The 24,720-nt window shown below is 44.5% G+C and carries 19 protein-coding genes and 1 pseudogene; 14 read left to right on the top strand and 6 right to left on the bottom strand.

Features of this window, described 5'->3' with window-relative positions:
• Window positions 1–8 precede the first annotated feature (8 nt).
• From infB to A3762_RS22160, 8 genes and pseudogenes are all read left to right on the top strand, one after another.
• On the top strand, window positions 9–2,561 hold the full coding sequence (infB, locus tag A3762_RS22195) for a translation initiation factor IF-2 (RefSeq protein ID WP_068757670.1): 2,553 nt from the start codon (window positions 9–11) through the stop codon (window positions 2,559–2,561).
• Window positions 2,562–2,588: 27 nt separating this feature from the next.
• A complete protein-coding gene (gene rbfA, locus A3762_RS22190; RefSeq protein WP_068753781.1) occupies window positions 2,589–3,005 on the top strand; it encodes a 30S ribosome-binding factor RbfA in 417 nt (138 codons plus the stop codon).
• Window positions 3,006–3,018: 13 nt separating this feature from the next.
• The gene (truB, locus tag A3762_RS22185) at window positions 3,019–4,014 is read left to right on the top strand and encodes a tRNA pseudouridine(55) synthase TruB (protein ID WP_068757668.1); all 996 of its coding nucleotides are present in this window, start codon (window positions 3,019–3,021) and stop codon (window positions 4,012–4,014) included.
• Between the two features lie 75 nt (window positions 4,015–4,089).
• Window positions 4,090–4,359, top strand: a complete 270-nt coding sequence (gene rpsO / locus A3762_RS22180) for a 30S ribosomal protein S15 (RefSeq protein WP_068478048.1) — start codon at window positions 4,090–4,092, stop codon at window positions 4,357–4,359.
• A gap of 361 nt (window positions 4,360–4,720) precedes the next feature.
• Window positions 4,721–6,814, top strand: a complete 2,094-nt coding sequence (gene pnp / locus A3762_RS22175; RefSeq protein ID WP_068757667.1) for a polyribonucleotide nucleotidyltransferase — start codon at window positions 4,721–4,723, stop codon at window positions 6,812–6,814.
• A gap of 345 nt (window positions 6,815–7,159) precedes the next feature.
• Window positions 7,160–7,780, top strand: a pseudogene (locus tag A3762_RS22170) (tellurite resistance TerB family protein); the annotation flags it as partial.
• Between the two features lie 150 nt (window positions 7,781–7,930).
• On the top strand, window positions 7,931–8,395 hold the full coding sequence (locus A3762_RS22165; protein ID WP_068473334.1) for a YiiD C-terminal domain-containing protein: 465 nt from the start codon (window positions 7,931–7,933) through the stop codon (window positions 8,393–8,395).
• A 310-nt stretch (window positions 8,396–8,705) separates the two neighbouring features.
• Window positions 8,706–10,016: a hypothetical protein gene (locus tag A3762_RS22160; protein ID WP_068757664.1), complete on the top strand. Its 1,311-nt coding sequence runs from the start codon at window positions 8,706–8,708 to the stop codon at window positions 10,014–10,016.
• Between the two features lie 295 nt (window positions 10,017–10,311).
• Here the strand turns inward: A3762_RS22160 and bioA are convergent, their stop codons facing one another.
• Complete coding sequence (gene bioA, locus A3762_RS22155) at window positions 10,312–11,592, bottom strand: adenosylmethionine--8-amino-7-oxononanoate transaminase (RefSeq protein WP_068757662.1); 1,281 nt, start codon at window positions 11,590–11,592, stop codon at window positions 10,312–10,314.
• A 1-nt stretch (window position 11,593) separates the two neighbouring features.
• A complete protein-coding gene (locus A3762_RS22150) occupies window positions 11,594–12,361 on the bottom strand; it encodes a pseudouridine synthase (RefSeq protein ID WP_068473324.1) in 768 nt (255 codons plus the stop codon).
• Between the two features lie 125 nt (window positions 12,362–12,486).
• Here A3762_RS22150 and A3762_RS22145 point away from each other — a divergent pair, with 125 nt between their 5' ends.
• Window positions 12,487–13,665 carry an efflux RND transporter periplasmic adaptor subunit gene (locus A3762_RS22145; RefSeq protein WP_068500587.1) on the top strand — a complete coding sequence of 393 codons (1,179 nt, stop codon included), beginning with the start codon at window positions 12,487–12,489 and terminating at the stop codon, window positions 13,663–13,665.
• A gap of 19 nt (window positions 13,666–13,684) precedes the next feature.
• The gene (locus A3762_RS22140; protein ID WP_068473318.1) at window positions 13,685–16,822 is read left to right on the top strand and encodes an efflux RND transporter permease subunit; all 3,138 of its coding nucleotides are present in this window, start codon (window positions 13,685–13,687) and stop codon (window positions 16,820–16,822) included.
• Window positions 16,823–16,883: 61 nt separating this feature from the next.
• On the opposite strand, the gene A3762_RS22135 is transcribed toward A3762_RS22140, so the two are convergent.
• Window positions 16,884–17,705 (bottom strand): SDR family oxidoreductase, encoded by an 822-nt coding sequence (locus A3762_RS22135; protein ID WP_068473315.1) that lies wholly within the window; start codon window positions 17,703–17,705, stop codon window positions 16,884–16,886.
• A gap of 111 nt (window positions 17,706–17,816) precedes the next feature.
• On the bottom strand, window positions 17,817–18,857 hold the full coding sequence (locus A3762_RS22130; RefSeq protein ID WP_082869296.1) for a DUF2804 domain-containing protein: 1,041 nt from the start codon (window positions 18,855–18,857) through the stop codon (window positions 17,817–17,819).
• Window positions 18,858–19,046: 189 nt separating this feature from the next.
• Here A3762_RS22130 and A3762_RS22125 point away from each other — a divergent pair, with 189 nt between their 5' ends.
• Entirely contained in the window at window positions 19,047–19,562 is a 516-nt protein-coding gene (locus A3762_RS22125) for a hypothetical protein (protein ID WP_068473312.1), read from the top strand.
• Between the two features lie 8 nt (window positions 19,563–19,570).
• On the opposite strand, the gene A3762_RS22120 is transcribed toward A3762_RS22125, so the two are convergent.
• Both A3762_RS22120 and A3762_RS22115 read right to left on the bottom strand, forming a co-directional pair.
• Entirely contained in the window at window positions 19,571–20,305 is a 735-nt protein-coding gene (locus tag A3762_RS22120; RefSeq protein WP_068473309.1) for a DUF599 domain-containing protein, read from the bottom strand.
• A gap of 83 nt (window positions 20,306–20,388) precedes the next feature.
• Window positions 20,389–21,285 (bottom strand): cation diffusion facilitator family transporter, encoded by an 897-nt coding sequence (locus tag A3762_RS22115; RefSeq protein ID WP_068757678.1) that lies wholly within the window; start codon window positions 21,283–21,285, stop codon window positions 20,389–20,391.
• 98 nt (window positions 21,286–21,383) lie between these two features.
• Between A3762_RS22115 and A3762_RS22110 the strand changes: the two genes are divergently transcribed.
• Genes A3762_RS22110 through A3762_RS22100 form a run of 3 tightly spaced genes read left to right on the top strand, consistent with a single transcriptional unit; the run spans window position 21,384 to window position 24,455 of the window.
• Window positions 21,384–22,448: a PLP-dependent cysteine synthase family protein gene (locus A3762_RS22110; protein ID WP_068473306.1), complete on the top strand. Its 1,065-nt coding sequence runs from the start codon at window positions 21,384–21,386 to the stop codon at window positions 22,446–22,448.
• 37 nt (window positions 22,449–22,485) lie between these two features.
• Window positions 22,486–24,030, top strand: a complete 1,545-nt coding sequence (rmuC, locus tag A3762_RS22105; RefSeq protein ID WP_231876609.1) for a DNA recombination protein RmuC — start codon at window positions 22,486–22,488, stop codon at window positions 24,028–24,030.
• Entirely contained in the window at window positions 24,030–24,455 is a 426-nt protein-coding gene (locus tag A3762_RS22100; protein ID WP_068473300.1) for a hypothetical protein, read from the top strand. The genes rmuC and A3762_RS22100 overlap by 1 nt, the downstream gene beginning before the upstream one ends.
• The last annotated feature ends 265 nt before the right edge of the window (window positions 24,456–24,720 follow it).

Genomic DNA, 24,720 nt, shown 5'->3' with positions numbered 1-24,720 from the left:
TTATTGTAATGTCAGAAGTAACAGTTAAACAGTTAGCGGAAGACATCGGTGCGCCGATCGATCGTCTTTTGCAACAAATTGTTGACGCAGGGCTCGATGCGCGTGATGCAGGTGGTGTCGTTTCAGCAGATGAGAAGAAGCAGCTACTTTCACATCTTAAGAAGAGTCACGGTGATGACGAATCAGAACCGAAGCGAATCACTCTTAAGCGTAAAACGCAAACCACATTAAAGATGTCTGGTGGGCAGGGTAAAACGAAAACAGTTAATGTTGAAGTGCGTAAAAAGCGCACTTATGTGAAGCGCCCAGATGTAAATGTTGAGCTTGAGAAGCAAAAAGAAGAGCAAGACGCATTACGTGCCAAGCAAGAAGCTGAAGATGCTGCGCGCAAAGCAGCTGTAGAAGCGCAAAAGGTTGAAGAAGAAAAAGCTGCGGCTGAAGCCGAAGCGAAAAAAGCGGCTGATGAAGTGGCTGCGAAAGCTGAAGCAGAAAAGGCGTCTGCGAAAGCTTCTGCTAAGCCAGCTCCTGCTCCTAAAGGTGATTCTGACGACAAGTCCAAGAAACGTGCTCCTAAGAAGAAAGGGCATGATTCGGCAGGCGGTTCTGATGATGATAAGCCTAAGAAGCACAACAAATCTGCTGGACATCGTGCACCGCGTCAGCGTGAAGAAGAGGTCGATATTCACGCAGTAAATGCATCTCGCGAAATATTGTCTGAAGATGCTTTGGAAGAAGAGATTCAACCTCGCAAACTTAAAGCGAAAAAGAAAAAGAAATCTCACGGCTTCCAACAACCAAGTGCACCTGTCGTAAAAGAAGTGTCAGTTGGTGAAAATATCGTTGTGAGTGAGCTTGCTGACAAAATGTCAGTCAAAGCAGTTCAAGTCATCAAGACTCTAATGGGCCTTGGTGTGATGGCAACGCAAAACCAGTCAATTGACCAAGAAACAGCAACCTTGGTTGTTGAGGAAATGGGCCACAAGGTTAAGTTGTTCTCTGAAGATGCAGTCGAAACTGATGTATTAGATAGCATTAGTTACGATGGCGAAGAAATGCCTCGTGCACCAGTTGTTAGTGTAATGGGCCACGTTGACCACGGTAAAACCTCATTACTTGATTATATTCGTCGTGCGAAAGTTGCTGCAGGCGAGTCTGGTGGTATTACCCAGCACATTGGTGCATACCACGTTGAGACTGGTCACGGCATGATTTCATTCCTTGATACGCCTGGACACGCTGCGTTTACCGCAATGCGCGCTCGCGGTGCTCAAAGTACAGATATCGTTATTCTTGTTGTTGCGGCAGACGATGGTGTAATGCCTCAAACTGAAGAAGCGGTTCAGCACGCTCGCTCAGCGGGCGTGCCGATTGTTGTTGCAGTCAACAAAATGGATAAAGAAGAAGCAGATCCAGATCGCGTTAAAAACGAGCTCGCTGCAAAAGATGTTATCCCAGAAGACTGGGGTGGTGATGTGCAGTTCATTCCTGTATCGGCGCACACTGGTGCTGGTATTGATGCATTGCTTGATGCGGTTCTTCTACAAGCAGAAATGTTGGAGCTTAAAGCTGTTCCATCAGCGCCTGCGAAAGGTACGGTTGTTGAATCAAGCCTCGACAAAGGTCGTGGTGCTGTTGCGACAGTACTGGTTCAGAATGGTACTTTGCGTCGTGGCGATATTGTGATTGCAGGTAATTACTACGGTCGTGTACGCGCAATGATGGATGAAGCTGGTAAGCAAGCAAACGAAGCTGGTCCATCTATTCCGGTTGAGATCTTAGGCTTAAACGGCACCCCTGATGCTGGTGATGAATTCGTTGTTGTTGCTGATGAGCGTAAAGCCCGTGAAGTTGCAGAGTTCCGTGCTGAGAAGCAGCGTAAAGACCGTTTACAGCGTCAGCAAGCAGCGAAGCTTGAGAACATGTTCGCGAACATGGGCGCAGACGAAGTTAAGACGCTGAATATCGTCCTCAAAACTGACGTGCGAGGTTCTCTAGAAGCATTAAGTGCTGCCTTGAATGAAATCGGTAACGAAGAAGTTCAGGTGAAGATTGTGAGTAGTGGTGTTGGTGGTATTACAGGTACAGATGCAAGTCTTGCGCTAGCAACCAATGCGGTTATTTTCGGCTTTAACGTTCGTGCTGATGCGCAAGCGAAAAAGATTATCGAAGAAGAATCCTTAGATCTTCGTTATTACAGCGTTATTTACGAGATTATCGATCATGTGAAACAAGCGCTTTCTGGTATGTTGGCGCCAGAATTCCGTGAAGACATTGTTGGTATTGCTGAAGTGCGTGACACCTTTAAGTCTCCGAAATTCGGTCAGGTTGCTGGTTGTATGGTTCTTGAAGGAACAATCTTCCGCAATAAGAAAATTCGTGTACTACGTGATGACATCGTTATCTTTGAAGGCGAGCTAGAATCGCTTCGTCGCTTTAAAGATGATGTAAACGAAGTTCGTTCGGGTACTGAATGTGGTATCGGTGTTAAGAACTATGACGTGAAAGTGGGCGACAAGATTGAGGTCTTCGATAAGGTCTCTATTGCGCGTACTTTGTCATAAGTTTTGTCATTAGAGGAGTTGTAATACATGGCACGAGAGTTTAGCCGTACTGATCGAATTGCCGATCAAATTCAAAAGGATTTGGCGACATTGATTCGTACCGAAATGAAAGACCCTCGTGTCGGTATGGTAACGATAAATGACGTTGAGGTTGCGCGAGACTTAGGTTTCGCCAACGTTTACGTTACTTTGTTGACCCTTGAAGAGAATGATGCGAATTCAGACGAAGTGAAGCAAACACTTAAGGTCTTAAATTCTGCGTCGGGCTTTTTTAGAAGTCAGTTAAGTAAGATGATAAAGCTGCGTACGATTCCGCAGTTGCGTTTTCACTTCGATAGCTCTGTTGGGCGTGGCCGTAAGCTTGACGCCCTAATTACGCAAGCGCGTAAGAAAGACGGTGCTGATGACGCGGCGAACGAACAAACTGATCAAGACCCTTCTTAGGCAACACTAAAAGATGGGTCGACGCAAAAAAGGGCGCCTTCTTGATGGCGTCCTTCTTCTTGATAAACCTCTAGATATTACAAGTAATGGTGCGCTGCAAAAGGTGCGTTGGCTTTTTGATGCACGAAGAGCTGGCCATACCGGTGCGCTTGATCCGCTTGCAACAGGTGTTTTGCCAATATGTTTTGGTGAGGCAACGAAGTTCGCGAAGTATCTACTAGAGTCTAGCAAAGCGTATTACACCACTGCTCAATTAGGCGAGATTCGTGAAAGCGGAGATAGCGAAGGTGAGTTGGTTGAGACGCGCAAGGTTCCAGATTTCTCGATTGCTCACATAGAGCAAAGTCTTGATAAGTTTCGAGGCGACACAATGCAAGTTCCGACGATGTGGTCTGCGCTAAAGTATCAAGGAAGGCCACTTTATAAATGGGCGCGTGAGGGGGTTACGGTAGAGCGAGAACCTCGGCCTATCACTGTTTCTAACTTACGTTTAGATGCGAGAACAGAAGATACGCTATCTTTGTATGTCGAGTGTTCCAAAGGGACTTATATTCGATCTCTTGTGGAAGATATTGGTTTAGATCTTGGTTGTGGTGCACATGTGTCGATGTTGCGCCGTTCAATCGCAGGTCATTTTGAGCTCGAGCAAACTGTAAGCCTGCAAACATTGGTCGATTTAGAGGGTGATTTCGATGCGTTGAGCGAATTTATTCAGCCTATCGACATTTTGTTACCAAATTTACCGTATATTTGCATAAATAATCGCGAAACAAGGTCGCTATTACACGGGCAAACAGTTAGAATACCGCCCGCTGAAAAATCAGGTTTGCATCGTGTCTATATTCCGAAGCAAGCAATTGATGAACAGCTAGGGCCGATTGCGAATATCGCGAAAACTTGTGAGCTTGGTGACGACTGGCTATTTGCCGGTGTAGTGGAGCTAAGTGAACAGAGCGATCAGTGGGAACTGCAAGCAAAACGGCTGATTAACTTTACGCCTGTGTCGTAAAGGAAAAACGATGTACGACTTACTGTACGTATGCGCGGTAAGTGGTTTTTAAACAAGCATATTGAGGAAAATATCATGGCATTAAGCGCAGCAGAAAAAGCAGCAATTCTTAAAGACTACCAACAATCTGAAGGCGACACTGGTTCTCCTGAAGTTCAAGTTGCATTGTTGACTCATAACATCAACAAGCTTCAAGGTCACTTCAAAGGTAACAAGCAAGATCACCACTCACGTCGTGGTTTGATTCGCATGGTTAACCAACGTCGTAAGCTTCTTGATTACTTGAAAGGCAAAGATGCAGATCGTTACCTTTCTTTGATCGGTCGTCTAGGTCTACGTCGCTAATCTCGAATTAGCAGCGAGACAAACAAGGGTAAATGGTTACAAGAACCAACTCCCAAGTTTAGTTGTAGTACCGGAGCGCTTTAGGGCCCTCCGGTATTTTCGTTTTTAAGACAATCGTAATTCTATTGTTATGCGATTGATCTATTGTAAGTACGTGATTTTGTAGGTGTCTAAAACGAGCACCAGTGCATTAAAAATCAAAACACGAATAGGGTAGCTTCATAGGTTTGCAGTAAAGTTTTATAGCTGAGTGCTTTAGAAAATTTGCGTTTACGTTATTTTTCTAAAGTATTGAGCATAAAGCTTTAGTTGTAGTGATCGATGAGGCGTTCTTTTTATATTTAAAAGTAAAGGAGCCGATGTGAATCCGGTAACTAAACAATTTCAATACGGTAACTCTACCGTTACGCTAGAAACTGGTCGTATTGCACGTCAAGCCGCAGGTGCGGTGATGGTAACGGTTGACGATACTTCTGTATTGGTAGCAGTGACTGCTTCAAAAGAAGCAAAGCCAGGTCAAGATTTCTTCCCGCTTTCAGTTCACTACCAAGAGCGCCAATACTCAGTTGGTAAAATTCCTGGTGGTTATATCAAGCGTGAAAATCGTCCAAGCGAGAAAGAAACACTAACTTCGCGTTTGATCGACCGTCCAATTCGCCCACTTTTCCCAAATGGTTTCGTGAACGAAGTTCAGGTTGTATGTCAGGTTATGTCTGCGAACAAAACGCAAGACCCTGATATTGCAGCAATGATTGGTACGTCTGCAGCGCTTGCTGTTTCTGGCGTTCCTTTCGCTGGTCCTATCGGTGCAGCACGTGTTGCGTTCACTGATGAAAATGGCTACTCACTTAACCCAACTAACGAAGAGCTAAAAGACTCTTTACTAGACATGGTTGTAGCGGGTACGAAAGACGCAGTATTGATGGTTGAGTCAGAAGCAAAAGAGCTTACTGAAGACGAGATGCTTGGTGCGGTTCTATTCGCTCACCAAGAAATGCAAACAGTGATCAACGCTGTATCAGAATTCGCAGCTGAAGTTGGTACTGAGCAGTGGGAATGGTCAGCACCAGAAGTTAACACTGTACTAGCAGACGCGATCAAAACGCAGTTTGCTGAAGGCATTACTTCTGCATACAGCACAAGCGACAAAATGGCGCGTTACAGCGCATTGGGCGAGCTTCGTAACCAAGCAGTTGCAGCGATTGCAACAGGTGAAGAAGGCGCAGCAAGCGAAGAAGACGTTAAGGCTTACTTCAGCAAGCTAGAGAAGCAAATCGTTCGTGGTCGTATCATTGCGAAAGAGCCGCGTATCGATGGTCGTAACAATGAAACAGTTCGTCCAATTTCTGTTGAAGTTGGCGTACTTCCAAATGCACACGGTTCTGCATTGTTTACTCGTGGTGAAACACAAGCAATCGTTGCGACTACGCTTGGTACTACGCGCGACGCACAAATTGTTGACACACTTGAAGGTGATACTAAAGAGCACTTCATGTTGCACTACAACTTCCCTCCTTACTCAGTAGGTGAGTGTGGTCGTATGGGCGCACCAGGTCGTCGTGAGATTGGTCACGGTCGTCTTGCTAAGCGTGGTGTTCAAGCGCTTATGCCAAACGAAGAGGAGTTCCCATATGCAGTACGTGTTGTTTCAGAAATCACTGAATCAAACGGTTCAAGTTCTATGGCTTCTGTTTGTGGTTCAAGCTTGGCATTGATGGATGCAGGTGTTCCACTTGCAGCACCAGTTGCTGGTATTGCAATGGGTCTTGTAAAAGAAGGCGACGGTTTCGCAGTTCTTACCGACATCCTTGGTGACGAAGACCACCTAGGCGACATGGACTTTAAAGTAGCGGGTACTGACGAAGGTATCACAGCGCTTCAAATGGATATCAAGATCGAAGGTATCAACGAAGAGATCATGACGATTGCGCTTAAACAAGCTCAAGATGCTCGTTTGTTCATCCTTGAAGAAATGAACAAAGTCATCGAGAACCCTCGTGAGTCTGTTTCTGATAAAGCACCTGCGATGCACAACATGTCTGTTCACCCAGACAAGATCCGTGACGTAATCGGTAAAGGTGGTGCGACTATCCGTTCAATCACAGAGCAAACTGGTGCATCTGTTGATATCGAAGACGACGGTTCAATCCGCGTTTACGCTGAAAACAACGAAGCAGCGCAAGCAGCAATCAATATGATCGTAGCGATTACTGCAGAAGCAGAAGTTGGCCAAACTTACGAAGGTAAGGTTGAGCGTATCGTAGACTTCGGTGCATTCGTTAATATCTTGCCAGGTAAAGACGGCTTGGTTCATATCTCTCAAATCTCTGAAGAGCGTATTGAGAATGTGACTGACGTACTTTCTGAAGGTCAGATGGTTAAAGTAAAAGTACTAGATGTTGATAACCGTGGTCGTATTAAATTGACTATGAAAGACATCGAAGCTGACGCGTAAGTCTAGCTTAAGTGTTGAAAAGGAGGCTTTGTGCCTCCTTTTTTTTGGCCATTCCTCATCGTTAATTTCGAGTTTTTCGTCCGTTAAGTTCGACTATTAGCGGTGTCTGAATCTGTATACGATTTGTTCAATGTTGGCATCTTTGTGAGAACAAAGTAAGCCGCAGTTTTTTTCAGAAAATTGGAAGACAAAGCGGAATCGTATATGAACTTTTCAGAATTACTCAAATAATTCACGGGCTCAGGACAAGCAAACGAATCGTCACAACTCAATAATCAACAAGCTTTAAATAAATTATCAAATTTTACTAGCAATATTCCGGGTGGTTGAGCAGGTGGTGCCGTTGCGGGAGGGTTGATCGCTACCCTCGTCGCTAGCAAATCAAGGCGTAAGATAGCTGGCAAGGCGGCTAAATATGGCGGTGCAGCATTATTAGGAGGCTTAGCATATAAAGCCTACAAAGATTGGCAGCATACTGGTCAAGCTCATGAAAAGCAGCCCGCACGAGATGCAGAATATGAAGCGCCCTCTCATCAAGCATCTCGTTTCCAGTCAAGTTATGAACGAGAAGCCGTAGCGCATATTAATCAGCCTCAACAGGATAGTGATTTCGAACTTCGTTTAGTGAAAGCTATGATTGCTTCGGCACGCGCTGATGGTCAGATTGATTTAGAAGAGCAGCGCAGAATAGCCGAAACGGTTAACAGGTTAGATTTGAGTGTGAATGTGAAGAGTGAGTTGTTGAATCTATTCCTGCAGCCTGTACCCATGGTTGAGATAGTTGGACAGTTCGATTCAATGGAGCAAAAGGCAGAGATTTATCTTGCTTCTTGTTTGGCAATTGAGCTTGATGACGAGTCTGAATACAGGCATTTATCACTGCTCTCAAAAGCATTGAATCTGCCAGCAGGTCTTGAGCATCAGCTTCGCGCGCAAGCACAAAATGTCAAAGTTGAGGTTGCGTAGTTCTTGCATTGTTCTTGCGTCGCTTTTTAGTAGTTCGGTTTGCATCGCCGCTTAATGTATTCGAGTTAGTATGCATGCGGTGATGCAACTAGGTTTATATTTGATTTGCGGTATACTTTCGCGCTTATTCTTTTTTGAGATCTATACCGAATGAATGCATTACACGATATCGCAGCACGCGCACTTCAAGACTTCTTTATGCTTAATGTGCCTTTGGCTCGTGCTGCAGAGATTTCGGTACATTCTTATGATGGAAATAGACTTGTTTTTGAAGCGCCGCTAGATCCGAATACCAATGACAAGGGAACCGCGTTTGGTGGAAGTATCTATGTCATCGCTGTTGCTACAGCATGGGGAATGTCCTCAATAAAGTCTCAAGAATTAGGTCTGGATGGTGAATTAGTCGTCGCGAAGGCTGAAATTGAGTACCTGCGCCCGCTTAGTGAAACGCTTCGTGCAGAAGTTCTCTCTCCAGATCAGGAATCCTTAGATCACTTCAAACATAGCTTTGAGACGCGAGGTAAAGCTGCCTTTGAATTAGAAGTGCTTGTAAATAATAGCGAAGGAAAAGCCTGCGCTCGTTTTAACGGAAAATATGCTTTGTTGAATAGGTGAATCACGCTCCCTTTCGGTGATCTAAGTCTAAAATTTGCTCAGCTTTAGTGCAATTTATGTTGTAATATTTATTTAATAAAAAAATAACTTCTTATTCCTTTTATGTCTTTATGATTAAGCTACACTTTTAGTGTCCGTGACATATTTACGGGTACATTTGTTGGTTTGAGCGTGTTTCTGAAGTACTCAATTCTTTAAAGTCTGCAGAATTAAAACCTCCTTCAAGTGTGAGTATCATTGAATATAAAGTCTGCGTTTGTTTAGCGGAACGCTTAATACAGAGTATAGTTTGTATCTAAAGGAGAATAGAATGAAAAAATTAGGACTAAGTGTAGCGATTGTATCTGCGCTTACCTTAAGTGCGTGTGGCGGCGGCAGTTCATCCGCTCCCGCCGGCAGTGGTGGTTCAGTGTCAACAGGCGTTTTCTTAGATAGTGCTGTTGCGAATATCGGTTACCGCACGGATACGCAATCTGGCGTGACGAATGATAACGGTGAGTACAACTACTTATCGGGTGAAACGGTTACGTTTTTTATTGGTGATCTTGAACTCCCTGCAGTTGAAGCAACAGGCGTTGTCACTCCTCTAACTATCGCAGGAACGGAGGATACCTCAGATGACACAGTGGTAAATATTACTCGTCTACTTCAAAGTTTGGATACCGATGGTGACCCAGATAATGGTATTGAAATTGCTGATGAAGCTTCAGATGTCGCGACTGCTGTCGATTTTACTCAATCCATAACTGACTTTGCTAATGACACTGCTGTTACAACGCTTGTAGCAAATTCTGGATCAACGACTACGGCACTTATTTCAGAAGATCAGGCGATTTCTCACCTTGAAGAAACGCTGATTGAAGAAGGAGAAGCCTTTACGCCTAGCAGCAGTATCGCAGGTATTTGGACAACCGACGATGATGAAAATGACTTGCTTGCTTTTGTTTTCTTCCAAGATGGCACGTATGTGCATATGGAAGTTGATATTGACGATGCCAGTGAAACTAATGGTATGGAATGGGGAACTTACTCCCGCGATGATGAGACAGATTTATTAGAGCTTGGTATTATTTTTGACAATACTGATACAGGATTATTTGATTTCTCTGTGGCGGATCCTGCGGATATTTTTGCTAAAGTTGACGATGACGTACTAACTCTTGAGTTCGATGACAATGACAATGGCACTATTGATGAAGACGAGTCGCTTGATCTTACACGTTCTGCTAACAGTGATATTTTAGGTGCATGGACTAATACCTCTACAGAAAATGAATTACTCTCCTTTGTTTTCTTTGATAACGGTACGTATGCGCATCTAGAAGTTGACGAGGAAGCTCCAAATAATCCTGAGAATCCAGATGAAGTGAGTGGGATGGAATGGGGAACTTACTCTATTAATTCTGAAAATGACGCTTTGACTACTTCGATTACTTTTGACAATACTGATACAGGATTATTCGATTTCTCTGTGGCGGATCCTGCGGATATTTTCGCTAAAGTTGATGGAGATACTTTAACGCTTCAGTTTGATGAAGATGAGAGTGGCGTTATTAGTTCAGAAGAAGAGTTGGTGTTGAATCGAGCGCCAATGCCTGTGTACGAGAAACTGGCTAATTAATGTCACTTTTGATAAAACTAATATCGAATATGCAAAACTACAGTTGTACAGGAACTGCCGTCGTATATTCGGTGTGATCTTAATTAGCCTAAGCTAGCCTTTAAGGGAGAATCAATCGCTATAAGACTGATTAGAAATGGTGATTCGATAATTCTTTGAGTACATGTCCTTTAATTGAAACTTTTATTGACATAGACCTAAAAGGCTAGTGACATGCATTTCTTGGTTTGTAACCTTATTATCCAAATTATGCATTTAAAAAAAGGCGCTCGAAGCGCCTTTTTTTCTAACAGACTTAAAGCTTAGAAATTACCTCTACAATTCCTGCACATAGCTCTGCAAGTTCTTCATTTGTCATGACATATATCGGCATGACATAAACAAGTTTCCCGAAGGGGCGAACCCAAATGCCGTGTTCGACGAACATGGTTTGGATCTCAGCCATGTTGACGGGTTCTTTCATTTCGACCACACCGATAGCGCCTAGTATGCGTACTTCTTCTACGCTATCGAGTTCTTTACAGGGCGATAAGCCTTCCTCTAGTTGCGTCGCGATGTTCGCGGTGACTGCTTCTATGTCATAGCTTGATAATAGCTCTAAGCTTGCGACGGCTGCACTGCAAGCAAGAGGGTTGGCCATGAAGGTGGGTCCATGCATGAAAACGCCCGGCGACTTTGACTGAATCGTTTTTGCAATGTCGCGTGTTGTCATCGTGGCGGCTAGTGTCATGTAGCCCCCAGTCAGTGCTTTACCCATGGTAATAATATCGGGAATGATGTCTGTGTGCTGATAGGCGAACATCTTTCCTGTGCGTCCGAAACCCGTTGCAATTTCATCAAAGATTAAAAGCACGCCGTATTCATCGCAGAGCGTGCGTAAACGGTTTAGGTAATCCGCTGAATAAAAACGCATGCCGCCTGCGCCTTGTACGATCGGCTCAATAATTACGGCTGCGATCTCGCTTTTGTTATCAATTAACAATTGCGTTAGTTCTCCGACATCCTCATCGGTACAAGGTTCGCCAAATGGCGTTTGCGGCGCGGGCGCAAAAAGATTTTTGGCCAGTGTTTTTTCGAACAAGGAGTGCATGCCGTTGACGGGGTCGCATACCGACATCGCGCCAAAAGTATCGCCATGATAGCCATTACGAACAGTTAGAAATCGTTGTTTATCGGGTTTACCTAGACTCGCCCAATATTGAATCGCCATCTTCATCGCCACCTCGACTGACACTGAGCCGGAGTCGGCAAAGAATACCGCGTTTAGGCGGTCGTCATGCACCTCAAGCAGCTTTTCGGTGAGTTCGATAGCGGGGTCATGAGTCAGTCCGCCAAACATCACATGGCTCATTTTCTCCAACTGGCTATTTAGCGCTGCATTCATAGCTGGATGGTTATAGCCATGAATGGTGCTCCACCAAGACGACATGCCATCAATAAGCTCTCTTCCATCTTTGAGTTTGATCTTGCAGCCTTTAGCAGAATCGACATGAAATATAGGGAGATCAGAGCCAATCGCGCTGTAAGGATGCCAAATATGTTCTTTGTCGGTCGAGTTATGCGAGCGGATAGTCATGTTAAACCTTGTATTGTTCGAGCTTATCTAGCGTTGCTTGAAAGCTATTTTCAAAAGAACAGTGTAACGTTAATGGCTCGTTGCTTATAGGATGAACCAAGTTGAGATCCGTGGCTGCGAGCATTAGTCGATCACAATTGAGTTCATCGCGAAACAGTCTATTGTGATTGCCTTTTCCATATTTCACGTCACCCGAAATAGGGTGACTGATATGTTTCATATGTCTGCGTAGTTGGTGTTTACGTCCAGTTCTAGGTTTTAGCTCTACCAAACTGTAACGTGAAGTAGGGAAGCGTCCGTCTGATATGGGCAATTCATACCGCTCTACACGGCGCAGTTGTGTTTGTGCGTCTTTTGGCTCTTTCTCATCTGCTTTTGCTTGATCACTTTTGAAGGCAGCGATTTCTTTCAATGGGTGATCGATTTCTAGTTCTTGCGGCGTATACCCGCGGACTACTGCATAGTACGTCTTTTTTATATGCCGCTGTTCGAATTGATCAGATATTTTCTTTGCCGTTTCTGGGTCGAAAGCAAACAGTAGCAATCCTGATGTAGGTTTATCCAGGCGATGAACGGGGTAAACCCAGTGCCCTGTTTGGTTGCGCAAAATACGCATCGTATACCGTGTTTCGCGTTTATCAATGGGAGATTTATGGACGAGCATTCCCGCCGGTTTGTGCGCGGCGATCATATATTCGTCTTGGTAAATGATCTCAAGCGTTTCGGGCTCGTGTTCAGTGTTGTGAGACGATTCGTTCGTATTGTTCATGCAACAGTCTGTTGAAGTAGAAGGCTTAGAGATTTTACCTGTTGTTTGGTACTATCGCGCGCTTAATTTTGCGCAATCATTCATTCTTTTTGTGCATCAATATTTGCTCATTTTTTGGAGTTTTAATGGTGTCTCGTTTTTTGAGCCTAGGTTCGTTGTTAGTTTTGTCTTTCGCTGTATTAGTTGGCTGTTCCTCTAAAGAGGAGAATGCCCCTGAACAAGCACAGCAAATGCCTCCTGCAGTGCCAGTTCAAGTTGCATCAGTAACGGCTTTGACCATGGCAGCGACAAAAATCTATACCGGTCGTTTAGAAGCAGAACAAGAAGTGATTATGACGCCTCAGGTGTCTGGTCAGATTAAACACGTTACTTTTGAAGAGGGCGCGGTGGTTAAGCAAGGTGATGTGTTGTTTGAGATGCATTCTCGTACGCAAGCCGCACGCTACAACGAGTTGAAGGCTGAGCTAGAAAGTGCTCGTGCACAAATTGAACTGGCAAAAAGAGATGTTGAGCGCGCAGTGAGCTTGCGTAAGAAAAACTCACTTTCTCAAGAAGAACTCGATAATCGTCGAACTGAGCTGACAAAATCTATCTCGGACGCGGCTGCATTAGAAGCGGCGGTAGATGGTGCTGCGACCATCTTAAGCTATACGAAAATCAAAGCACCGATTGATGGTCGTGCCTCGAATGCTTTTGTAAAAGAGGGTACTTGGATTACTCAAGGTCGCACCGAGTTGACTGAGCTTGTTTCGACAGATCGTTATCATGCATATTTCGACGTTGATGAGTCGACATATCTCGAGCTTAAAGCACTGAGTGCTAGCAAACTCGATAACGTGGTATTGATGGGTATAGGCACAGCTTTCGAGTTCCCATTCCAAGGATATATCGATTTTGTCGACAACAAAATTGATATCACCACAGGTACAATTCGCCTACGTGCAGTATTCGAAGACAAACAACAAGTACTTACGGCCGGTTTGTTTGTACGTTTGATGGTGCGTGTGGAAGATCCAAAAGAGACTGTGCTAGTTAAAGAAACCGCTATCGCGACTGACTTGAACTCTAAGTACGTTCTAGTGGTTGATGAAAATAATATGTCTCAGTATCGCCCGATTCAAACGGGTCTGCGCTATGGCTCTCTGCGTGCAGTTAGTGGTTTAGCGCCAGATGAAACAATTATTGTTTCAGGATTACAGCGTGTTTTCCCAGGGATGCCTGTTGCGCCTGAGAATGTCAAAATGGTGGACGCTGCTTTCTTGGAAGAGCTGAAGAAAGAGCAAACTGCTCTCGTTAGCCAATAAAGAACGCTTAGGAGTCGCTATGAATTTTTCGCAGTTCTTTATTGTTCGTCCTATTTTCGCAAGCGTTCTGTCGCTTCTGATTTTTATTGCCGGTTTGATTGCAGTATTTCAACTTCCGATTACCGAATATCCTGAAGTTGTTCCACCAACTGTCGTGGTCAATGCAAGCTATCCTGGTGCAAATCCAGAAACGATGGCTGAAACCGTTGCAACGCCTTTAGAGCAAGCCATCAATGGTGTTGAAGGCATGCTGTACATGGCTTCGCAAGCAACATCTGATGGGGCTTTATCTATCACAGTTACGTTTGAGCTAGGAACTAACGTCGATGACGCGCAGGTTCAAGTTCAAAATAGGGTAGCGCGAGCGATTCCTCGACTACCGCAAGATGTTCAGCGCTTAGGTGTTACCACAACAAAGTCGTCTCCTGACCTCACGATGGTTGTTCATTTACTATCGCCTGATGATCGTTATGACATGTTGTATCTCTCGAACTTTGCGAAGTTGAAAGTACGCGATGAGTTAGCGCGTTTGGAAGGTGTCGGTAACGCACAGGTCTTTGGGGCAGGTGATTACGCCGTGCGTATTTGGTTGAACCCAGAGAAAGTTGCCGCATTAGGTATGACCACGACCGATGTTATCACCTCTATTCGTGAACAAAATCGCCAAGCAGCAGCGGGTACAATAGGTGCTCAACCAAGCGTTGAAGAGAATCCATTTCAGCTCTTGATCAAAGTGAAGGGGCGTTTAGAAAGCATCGAAGAGTTTGAAGACATCGTTCTTCGTGTTGGTAACAATGGCGCAATCACTCGACTTAAAGATGTTGCGCGTATTGAATTGGGTGCCAATACCTACGCTTTACGTTCGCTATTAGATAACAAGCAAGCAGCGGCAATTGCGATCTTCCAGCGTTCGGGTTCGAATGCAATCCAAATCTCGAATGACGTACGTGCCAGTATGGCGGCGCTCAAAGAAACCTTCCCTGAAGGTATGGATTATAAGATCGTTTATGATCCAACAGTCTTTGTACGCGGCTCTATTGAAGCGGTTGTTCAAACTTTACTAGAAGCGATGTTGCTAGTGGTCATCGTTGTACTGCTGTTCTTGCAAACATGGCGCGCGTCCATTATTCCATTGGTTGCCGTGCCGGTATCACTGGTTGGTACGTTCGCAGTCATGCACTTGTTTGGTTTTTCTTTGAATGCCTTAACCCTGTTTGGCTTGGTATTGGCGATCGGTATCGTGGTCGATGATGCGATCGTTGTTGTCGAAAACGTTGAACGTAATATTGCCTTGGGTAAAAGTTCTATTGAGGCAACCAAACAGGCCATGCGAGAGGTAACCGGACCGATCATCGCTACCTCTTTAGTGTTAAGTGCGGTGTTTATTCCAACGGCATTTATTTCTGGTTTATCAGGTCAGTTCTATAAGCAGTTTGCGCTGACGATAGCGATATCAACCATTATTTCTACCTTCAACTCGTTGACCTTGAGTCCTGCCTTAGCGGCGGCGTTGCTGAAACCGCATGATGCCAAGAAAGATATTCTGTCGCGTATGATCGATTCAGTGTTTGGTCGCTTTGTGTTTGCACCATTCAACAAGTTTTTTGGTGCTCTAACGAATGGCTACACGTCTTTGCTTAAAATCATTGTACGGATGTCGATCATTGTTCTTGCGATTTATGCCGGACTGATGGCTTTAACTAAGCATCAGTTTGAGACGACTCCAACAGGCTTTGTTCCGCAACAAGATAAAATGTATTTGATTGCTTTTGCACAATTACCTGATGCGGCGAGCTTAGATCGAACCGAAGAAGTGATCAAACAAATGTCAGCGATTGCCTTAGAGCACCCTGGCGTTGAATCGTCGGTCGCTTTCCCAGGTTTGTCACCGAATGGATTCTCGATTTCTTCAAATGAAGGGATTGTTTTCGTTGGCTTGAAACCTTTTGATGAGCGGCAAAGTCCTGAGTTAAGTGCAGACGCGATTGCTGGCGCCTTGAATATGCAACTTGGTGTGATTAGTGATGCTTTTGTTGCTATCTTCCCTCCGCCACCAGTACTTGGTTTAGGGACGACAGGTGGGTTTAAAATCCAAATTCAGGACCGAGCGAATTTGGGTTATGAGCAGCTCTTCCAAGAAGCGCAGAAAGTGGTTGGGCAAGCGTGGCAAACGCCAGAGCTGACGCAAACTTTCTCATTCTTCCAAGTGAATGTACCGCAACTTGAGATTGATGTAGACCGTGAAAAGGCGAAGGTACACGGGGTTGCGATCTCCGATATCTTCGATACCTTGCAAGCTTACATGGGCTCGGTGTACGTCAATGACGTGAATTTATTTGGTCGTACTTATCAAGTGAATGTTCAGGCGGATAAGGAATTCCGTGTTGATGAAACGCAGCTTGAGCGTCTGAAAGTTCGTAATCGTAACGGGCAGATGGTGCCATTGTCGTCGTTTGTAACGATCAAGCATGGCGCTGGTCCGAACCGTGTAGGAAAGTATAACGGCTATATTTCGGCGGATATTAACGGTCAGCCGGCACCTGGATATAGCTCTGGTCAGGCGGAAGATGCGATCGTTAAGATTCTGGATCAAACTTTACCAAATGGCATGACTTACGAGTGGACGGACTTGAAATATCAGCAGATTCTAGCTGGTAACACCATGGTCTATATCTTCCCTCTAGTAGTGTTATTGGTGTTCTTGGTCTTGGCCGCACAATACGAATCTTGGTCAATGCCGATGGCGATCATTCTGATCGTTCCAACCGTTCTGTTGTCGTCGATGACGGGCGTTATTATGTGGGGCTTAACGAATAATATCTTCACGCAAATAGGGTTTATCGTGCTGGTCGGCCTCGCCGCGAAGAACGCGATATTGATCGTTGAGTTCGCCAAAGAAAAAGAGGATCAAGGAATGGAACTGCTCGCTGCAACGCTCGAGGCAAGCAAGTTGCGTTTCCGACCGATCCTAATGACCTCTATTGCATTCATTATGGGTGTTGTGCCATTAGTTTTCTCAACAGGCGCTGGTGCAGAAATGCGCGAAGCAATGGGTGTGGCTGTATTTGCGGGCATGATCGGTGTGACGATCTTTGGCTTATTGCTGACACCACTGTTTTACGTGTTAGTGCGTAAGTGGTTTGGAAAGGCTTCTTAATAAATATTGGGGTCAGAGTACTTTTACTCTGACCCCATGAATTAATAAGCTTGTAGCTTGTTTAGAACTCCGCTCCCATAATCTTGTCGACGATTCTGTGGTAACTCTCTGGCAACCATCTGCCAGCCCAATCATAAAAATACGCATCTTTACCGATCAAGATTTTCATTTTCTTGCGTTTAACGCCTTTTAGAATGGTGCTAGCCGCTTGGTCTGGTGTCGTAAACGTTAAGCGATCAAATAGTGACTTTACGTCCTTATGTTCTTGTCCAGCGTTGGTGCCTCTATAGAATCGAGCGCTGTTCACAATGTTCGTTTTGATGCCACCTGGGTGCACTGTAATTGGAGTGACCGGTGTGTTCTTGAGTTCTAAGCGTAAGGCTTCGGTGTATCCTTTAACGGCAAATTTACTGGCGTTATAGGCGCCTTGTGTAGGAATGCCAACAAGACCGAAGACGCTAGAAATATTCACAATAGCGCCGTCGCTAGAGCGTTTTAATAACGGTAGAAAAGACTTTGTGCCGTAGACTACGCCCCAAAAGTTAATGTCCATCAGCCATTCGAAATCTTCGTAGCTTGTGTCTTCAACCGTTTGCATTAAGGCAACACCGGCGTTGTTGATCACGAGATCTGCGCGACCATAGGTGTCCTCGACTTTCTCTGCAAAAGCTTCCATTTGTTCTCGTTTCGATACATCCACGAGCATGGTCATGACATCTTTATGTGGAAGAGAGAGAAGATTCAGGGTCTCATCAAGGGAGGCTTGATTGACGTCTGAGATGGCGAGCAAGGCACCCGCATCGGCAAGTTGAATAGCTAGGGAGCGACCAATGCCAGAACCCGCACCAGTGACAACACATACCTTATTTTTAAAGCTTTTCATGAGAACCCAATGTCTTGTTGTTATTCGTGTCTCCATCCTAGCACCGGCATTCGAGTAGTCACAGCGCGATGGGGATGATCCAATTTACTTATTCGGCCAAGATGATAGGGATCACCAACGAGAAAATTGGTGTTCAACAAAGCCCCATACATTCTCAATTGTGATAGTGGGCTCTCCAACTATTTCTATAGTTCCGTTGAATTTGCCAAAGATTTGATGAAAGTCAGTCGCTAATACAAATAGATTCAACTCTTCGCTATGTTTTCCCTCGGCATCAAAATTTAAATTAATGCTGCCGTCGGAGGATTGAATTTTCCATTGCCCCATTTTGTTATCACGATCATAGAAAAACTGTGTTTGAGGGAGTGCAATACAACGTGTTCCGATCCAGATGCAGTTTTCAGAGAAACCGCTCTCATTGACTCCCCAGCTGATATTCAAACCGAGAGCAGGACGACTGTTTGTTGGTGGTAAGCTAAAGCATGCCCAATTCCAGAATGTGTCTCGGCGCATATAGCCAGCAGAAAAATCGTGGTGCCCATAGCAGTCCAGTTCGCTCAAGTCGAACTCACCAAGCTCACATTTAAGTGTTCCTAGAACGGGAAGTGATGCGGTTTTTTGTGCATAAACCCAACCATTCACCGCACAAGGTGTGCATACTGATTGTGTTTGATAGTCCTTAGGTTCATGCATCCAGGCTTCAATATTAAGCTCGTTACCAAAGGAAATCCCTAAGTGCTTTCTGCGCTCTCCGTTCTCATTCAATGCATACACTTGAGATGCGTGATTCTTTCCTGATTTAAAGGTGCTTTGGTCGTTGTCTGTTCTGCAAGCCATGTTCAGCCCCGCAGCAAGCGGTGACTTGAATTGCCATGTCAGCATTTTTTTATCCGAAGGACGAAAGACGTAAGCGAAGCACGCGCCGATGTATCGAATATCTGCAAAGGCACAACCAAAGATGAGGTCTTTGCCAATAGCACCAAAATACTGAAATTGCTTGTAGGCAAAGTGTTGGCGCAGTGAACCAGCCGGTTTGCCCATAACAGTTCGGTAGTCGAAGTCTTGCCCGTTTAATTGATTCACTGGCTCGCTAAAATGGCCCAGCTCAACTTGGCCTTGATCGTTAATTATTTTTTTTATGGTGCGTTGCATGCCGTGACTAACCCTAGTTTTTGGTTGAGGGACGGCATGGTAGCGTAAATTTAAGTCATTCAGGAAGTGAAGATCGGTGTGCAGTGCGTAACTTGTCCACAAATAAGAAAGTTCTTACTTGGTTTGATTTGAGCCATTGTGTAGCATTTTGGCTCTCTACTTACCTTATCGAAGAAGTTTAAAGAATTTATGGCTGTTCTCGCATCTTTATGTCGCTCTGTCCTGTTTGGTGTCTGTTTAGTTCTTTTTGCGAATGGTGCAAATGCTGAATCTAATTCTGAGACTCGCGTTGATACGGGTGCATGGGATTGGGACCTCTTTGATTATTCTGGGTGGACTCCTCGCTATACCTACCTCTACAAAGACAATCTTCTTGGCATTGCGCATTATGGCGGTCTGTCTTATTTCAACAAAGATGGTGCAAATGCAGCTGGCGCGACGTTTCGTTATGGCAAAGGTAAAAAAGGCGAAAAGTATAATATTGCGTATACCAATGGCTCATTTCATTGGGGTGTAGACTTTGGGTTTTCTTGGCACGTCTTAAATGCTGAAAACAATGGGCGTCGAATGGAAGGGATCGAACAACTCGGCTTAGAACTGGGCATTCGCTATCGTATGGTGACGATTGTTGCGACGCATACAGAAGATTATTCTTGGGCTACGTTAGGCTTTTCGCTTAATGGCATGCCATTCTTCGAATACTGACTTTCAGTCTAAAACTTAGGTGTTTGCGAAAAATCGATCGCTTTACTTTGCATCAAGGTTTTGAGTGTAGAAGATTTAAATTCTCGTTGATACAACACGAATACCACGCTTGTTGCCGCAGCCATAAATGCAATCGGGCTAATGAACCAAGCAAGTACTGAAATTGAAAAGTAATACGTTCGTAGGCCCATATTAAAATTATGCGCTGCCATCGACCCCATCTTCGCAAGTCGTTCTGCGAGTACTTTATGTTGTTTGGGGTTTTCTTCACGATAACTAACTGGCGCGCCACCGATCATCACGGTAACAAAGCCATATTGGCGCAAACTCCACGTAAACTTAAAGAAGGCATATACAAACACGACGATCAGAAGTAGGAATTTTAGTTCCCACTCAGCGCGTGTAGCAGGCATCACAAAAGGTAAGTCTTCTAATAAACTAATCGCTTTATCGGTAGAGCCGAGAATGGTGAGAAGACCTGCTAGAATCAGCATTGTGGTTGAGGCGAAAAACGAGACGCTGCGTTCTAGGTTAGCGACGGCTGTGTTATCGGCAACGCGAATATCTCGTTCAAGAAGTTCATTCATCCACTCAAGGCGCGCCAAATACAAAACGCTTGCGAGGCAAGGTGTATCTTTTACCCGGTGGCTTGCATAGATTGAGTAGCCTTTAAAACAGACAAAAAACCAAAATACAGCTATGAGATCCATCCATAGCGAAGAGACAAATTGAGTTAGTGACATAGCAGTCTATTGTGATGACTCGATATATAAATAGTAGAACACACTTTCATTAAGGTACATGTGATCGCTTGATGTGTCAGTCTTTACTCTTGAATTTCCGAGTCAGGATCTAAGTGGATCAATACATCAATATCGATAAACTCGTTTTTCAGGGCGTCTTCTACTTCATCTGCAATCGCATGGGCTTGCATGAGTGAGGTTAAACCGTCCATCACCAAATGCAATTGAACGATTTTAGTTCGGCCTGACTGACGCGTTCGAAGATCATGCACGTCGATAATTTCAGGCGGTTTTTTTGCGATTTCTATGATTCTATCTTGCTCTTCTTCTGATAGCTCGTGGTCAAGTAAATGATGAATGGCTTCGTCGCCGATATCGTACGCAGATTTTAAAATATAAATGCCAATGATCAGTGCGATGATTGGGTCAGCATTGATGATACCTTGTTGATACAAGACCAAACCGACCAAAACCCCAGCATTTGAAAAAAGGTCGGAAGCATAGTGTAAAGAGTCAGCTTTAATTGCTAAGGACCCTGTTTTGTTTGCTACGTAGCGCTGAAACGCGACAAGAACAAAAGTGATGGCAATCGAAGCGCCAACCACAATGCTGCCGATATCTATGGCGTGTAGTTCTGTCGGGTTAACTAATCGCTCAATCGAGAAAACGATCAAAAATAAGGCGGATCCAGATATAAATAATGCCTGACCTAATCCCGCTAAGGATTCTGCCTTGCCGTGGCCAAAACGATGTTCATTATCAGCGGGTGTCATGGCATAGCGTATAGCAAACATATTCAGAAGAGACGCGAGTAGATCAAGGAACGAGTCAACGAGTGAAGCGAGAACACCAACTGAGCCGGTTGAGAACCAAGCAAATATTTTTAGTAATAACAGCGTTACAGCGACACAAACTGACGCATAGCTTGCTAACTTTATGAGTTGGTCGAGTTGGTTCTTTTGTGCGGATGCATCGCTCATAAGCTTCACTATCTAGATCATTCATGTACCGAATAAGTGCGCTATAATAACCGAATCAATGACCTAGGAACATGATTCGTAACGCATAAGGAAAGTTTATGAGTTGGACGCAAAACGCAATACAAACCGTTCTCAGTGAGGCGCAAAGATCTGCTGATACGCACCTGTTTCAACTGCCCATGCCAAAAGACTATGAGGATATTCAGGTATATCTAAAAGATGAGTCAACACATCCTACTGGATCATTAAAACATCGGCTTGCACGCTCTTTGTTTCTTTATGCGCTCTGTAATGGCTATGTGCATGAAAATACCGCTGTAATAGAGGCGTCCTCAGGAAGCACCGCTGTGTCTGAAGCGTATTTTGCTCGCTTACTTGGTTTGAAATTTATCGCAGTGATGCCCGAAACGACTTCTAAACAAAAGCAGCAGCAAATCGAGTTTTATGGCGGTCAATGTCACCTAGTCAAGGGCGGTGATATTTACGGTGAGGCAGAACGTTTAGCTAAGGAGTTAGGTGGTCACTATATGGACCAGTTTACCTATGCTGAACGCGCCACAGACTGGCGAGGTAATAACAATGTCGCTGACTCTATTTTCAATCAGATGCGAAGAGAGCGATACCCTGAGCCTAGTTGGATTGTGGTCAGTGCGGGAACTGGTGGTACGTCAGCGACTATTGGACGCTACATCAAATACCGCGGAGCGTCGACTCAGTTATGTGTCGCAGATCCGAGTCATTCAGTGTTTTACGACAGCTTTATGAGCGGAGATTCTTCTCTCACGTGTTCCTGTCCATCTGCAGTTGAAGGCATTGGACGGCCTCGTGTGGAGCCGTCTTTTGTTCCAAGTGTTATTGATAAGATGATAAAAGTGCCAGACGCTTCGGCCTTTGCGTGCATGCAATTCGTGAGCGACTTACTTGGAATTAGAGTAGGCGGTTCCACAGGTACAAACATGTTTGCGGCATTTCAGTTAGCTGTGCAGATGAAAAAAGAGAATAAAAGTGGCTCAATCGTTACAATGCTGTGTGATCGGGGCGAACGTTATGTCGATACTTATTATAATGCCCAATGGTTGGAGCAACGAGGGTATGCCGAGAGCATGCCTCAAATAAAACAACAGCTTAGCCAATTTTATGACAGTGGTCAGTGGCTCCCGTGAATTTGATTCAGTGATAAGGTAAATAATGGAATTGAGCATGATTTTAAAGATGGGCATTGTTGCCTTTCTTGGATGTGGTTTGGGATATTTCTTTGCTCGATTTCGTGCAAGTAAGTCTGAACAAAGTATGGGCTTAGAAGTAGCAAAGTTAGAAGCGGCACTAGGTTTTTTTGAACAGGAAATTGAGAATCAAAAGACGGTGATCGCACGTCATGAGCGCGAAGCTGATACAAGTCTCGAACGAATTAACGCCTTGTCTGAAGAGTTAGCAACACAGCGTGAGCAATCCTCGCGCGCGACGGTAGAAACGCAACAAATACAAAAACAACTTGATGAATCAAAGCGCGAGAAGAACGAAGCGCTTGTTCGTTGTGAAAACTTAGGCGAGTCTCTTCGCGAAACTGAATCAAAGTTAGACAAGGTAACAGCCAGCTTTGATGAGAAAGAAGCGAGCTTTGCTAGAGAAATCGCTCGGTTCGAAGAGCAAAAAGAAGCACTTAAACTTCAATTCAAAGAGTTGTCGGCTGAGATTTTGGCAACAAACTCGAAGGCCTTACAAGAAGCCAATCAACAGAGTCTTTCGGCGACAATCAACCCTTTCAAAGATTCGATCGATGCTTTTAAGAAAACAGTTCATGACAATCATCGACATGAAAATGAACAGCGCGCAGCATTGCGACAAGAGCTAGAAACGCTAAAAGAACTAAATTTAAAAATTACGACCGAAGCGCATGAGCTGTCAACGGCGTTGCGTGGGCAGAAAAAACTGCAAGGAAATTGGGGTGAGTTAGTACTTGAAAACGTACTAGAGCGTTCCGGTCTAGAACTCGGTAAGGATTATCAACGCGAGGTGTCATTCAACACAGAAGAAGGTCGTTTAAGACCAGACGCTGTGGTTTACCTTCCTCAAGGCAAACATTTAATTGTGGATGCCAAGGTGTCTTTGAATGCCTACACGCGTTATGTGAATTCTGAAGATGAGTCTGAACGCGCAATTGCTTTGAATGAGCATGTGGGGGCGATGCGCGATCGTATCAAAGAACTCGCGGATAAAGACTATTACAAGTTGCCGGGTATGAACTCTCCCGAGATCGTATTTATGTTTGTACCCATCGAGTCAGCGTTTGTTGAGGCGCTTAAAGCGGATGAACAGTTATTCCAAGAAGCGATCGCGAACAATGTATTAGTTGCCACACCGACAACCTTATTGACCAGTTTGAATATCGTGCGTCAGTTGTGGCGCTATGAAGATCAGAATAAACATACTGCAGAGCTCGCGAAAAAAGCCGACGGTGTTTTTAAGAAACTAAACGGCTTCTTGGTGAGCTTTGAAGGTGTAAAGAAAGGTCTAGATCGCGCGCAAGAATCTTATGCCAAGGCAGAAGGGCAACTTCTGAGTGGTAAAGGTAATTTAGTGAAGCAAGTTGGCGACTTTAAGAAATTAGCGCCAGCGATTAAAGCTGAATTGCCAGAGTACTTCTCTGACAAGGCTGACTTAGAAATCGACTTTGTACCTAGCGATGAACAGATTGAAGAGGCTTCCGCTAAACAGGGTTCTTTATCTATTGAATTAGATAGCTAATGGTAGGGATGATTGCCAAGATGACGCGGTGCTTCATAGCGTTAAGCCTCTCATTACTGATTTTAAGTGGGTGTGTTCACTCACCAAAAAAACAAGAGCAGGGGTTTCGGTTTAATTCTGTAGAGGTGTTTAATCAAACGCGTAGCGATATTTTTAATATGAAAATTGAGGTGACCAAGTTTCATCGAAAGTTTGCATGTGGAATTATCTTACGTGATTCGCTTTGTATGAACGGTTTTCATCCTCGTGTGCTGCAAAGTAACGATGTTGTGATTAGCTGGGATCAAGACGGGCAGCATTACGAAATAGGCCCGATTCGTCTACAAATGCCTGAAGATTATAATCCGAACACTACTCATGCCATTCAATTTATATTCATCGATCATCATCGTGTAGAAATGGCATTCCCTGAGTCTCGCTATTAATTGGGACTTTTGTGTCGCGCGCCATGCCTCGTATTAGGGCGCGTTTTACTCTTTTCTACATACTTACATTTCTTCGTATACAGACCTTTTTTGTATTGAACTACGATTTTTTATACAAAATTTTGCATGTGAAAAATCTTCGTCTAGGCTAGGAATATCAACGGCTTACAAGTGTTTCTTGACTGCTTTTATGTGGTGCGTGAGACGTATTTTGCGCACATTGATGGTGCGCTACGTAAAGCCAAAAATCTAGATTGTCTACGTA

Source organism: Oleiphilus sp. HI0125 (assembly GCF_001635355.1).
The sequence above is the reverse complement of the archived record's forward strand: the minus strand, read 5'-3'. Positions and strand labels throughout refer to the sequence as shown.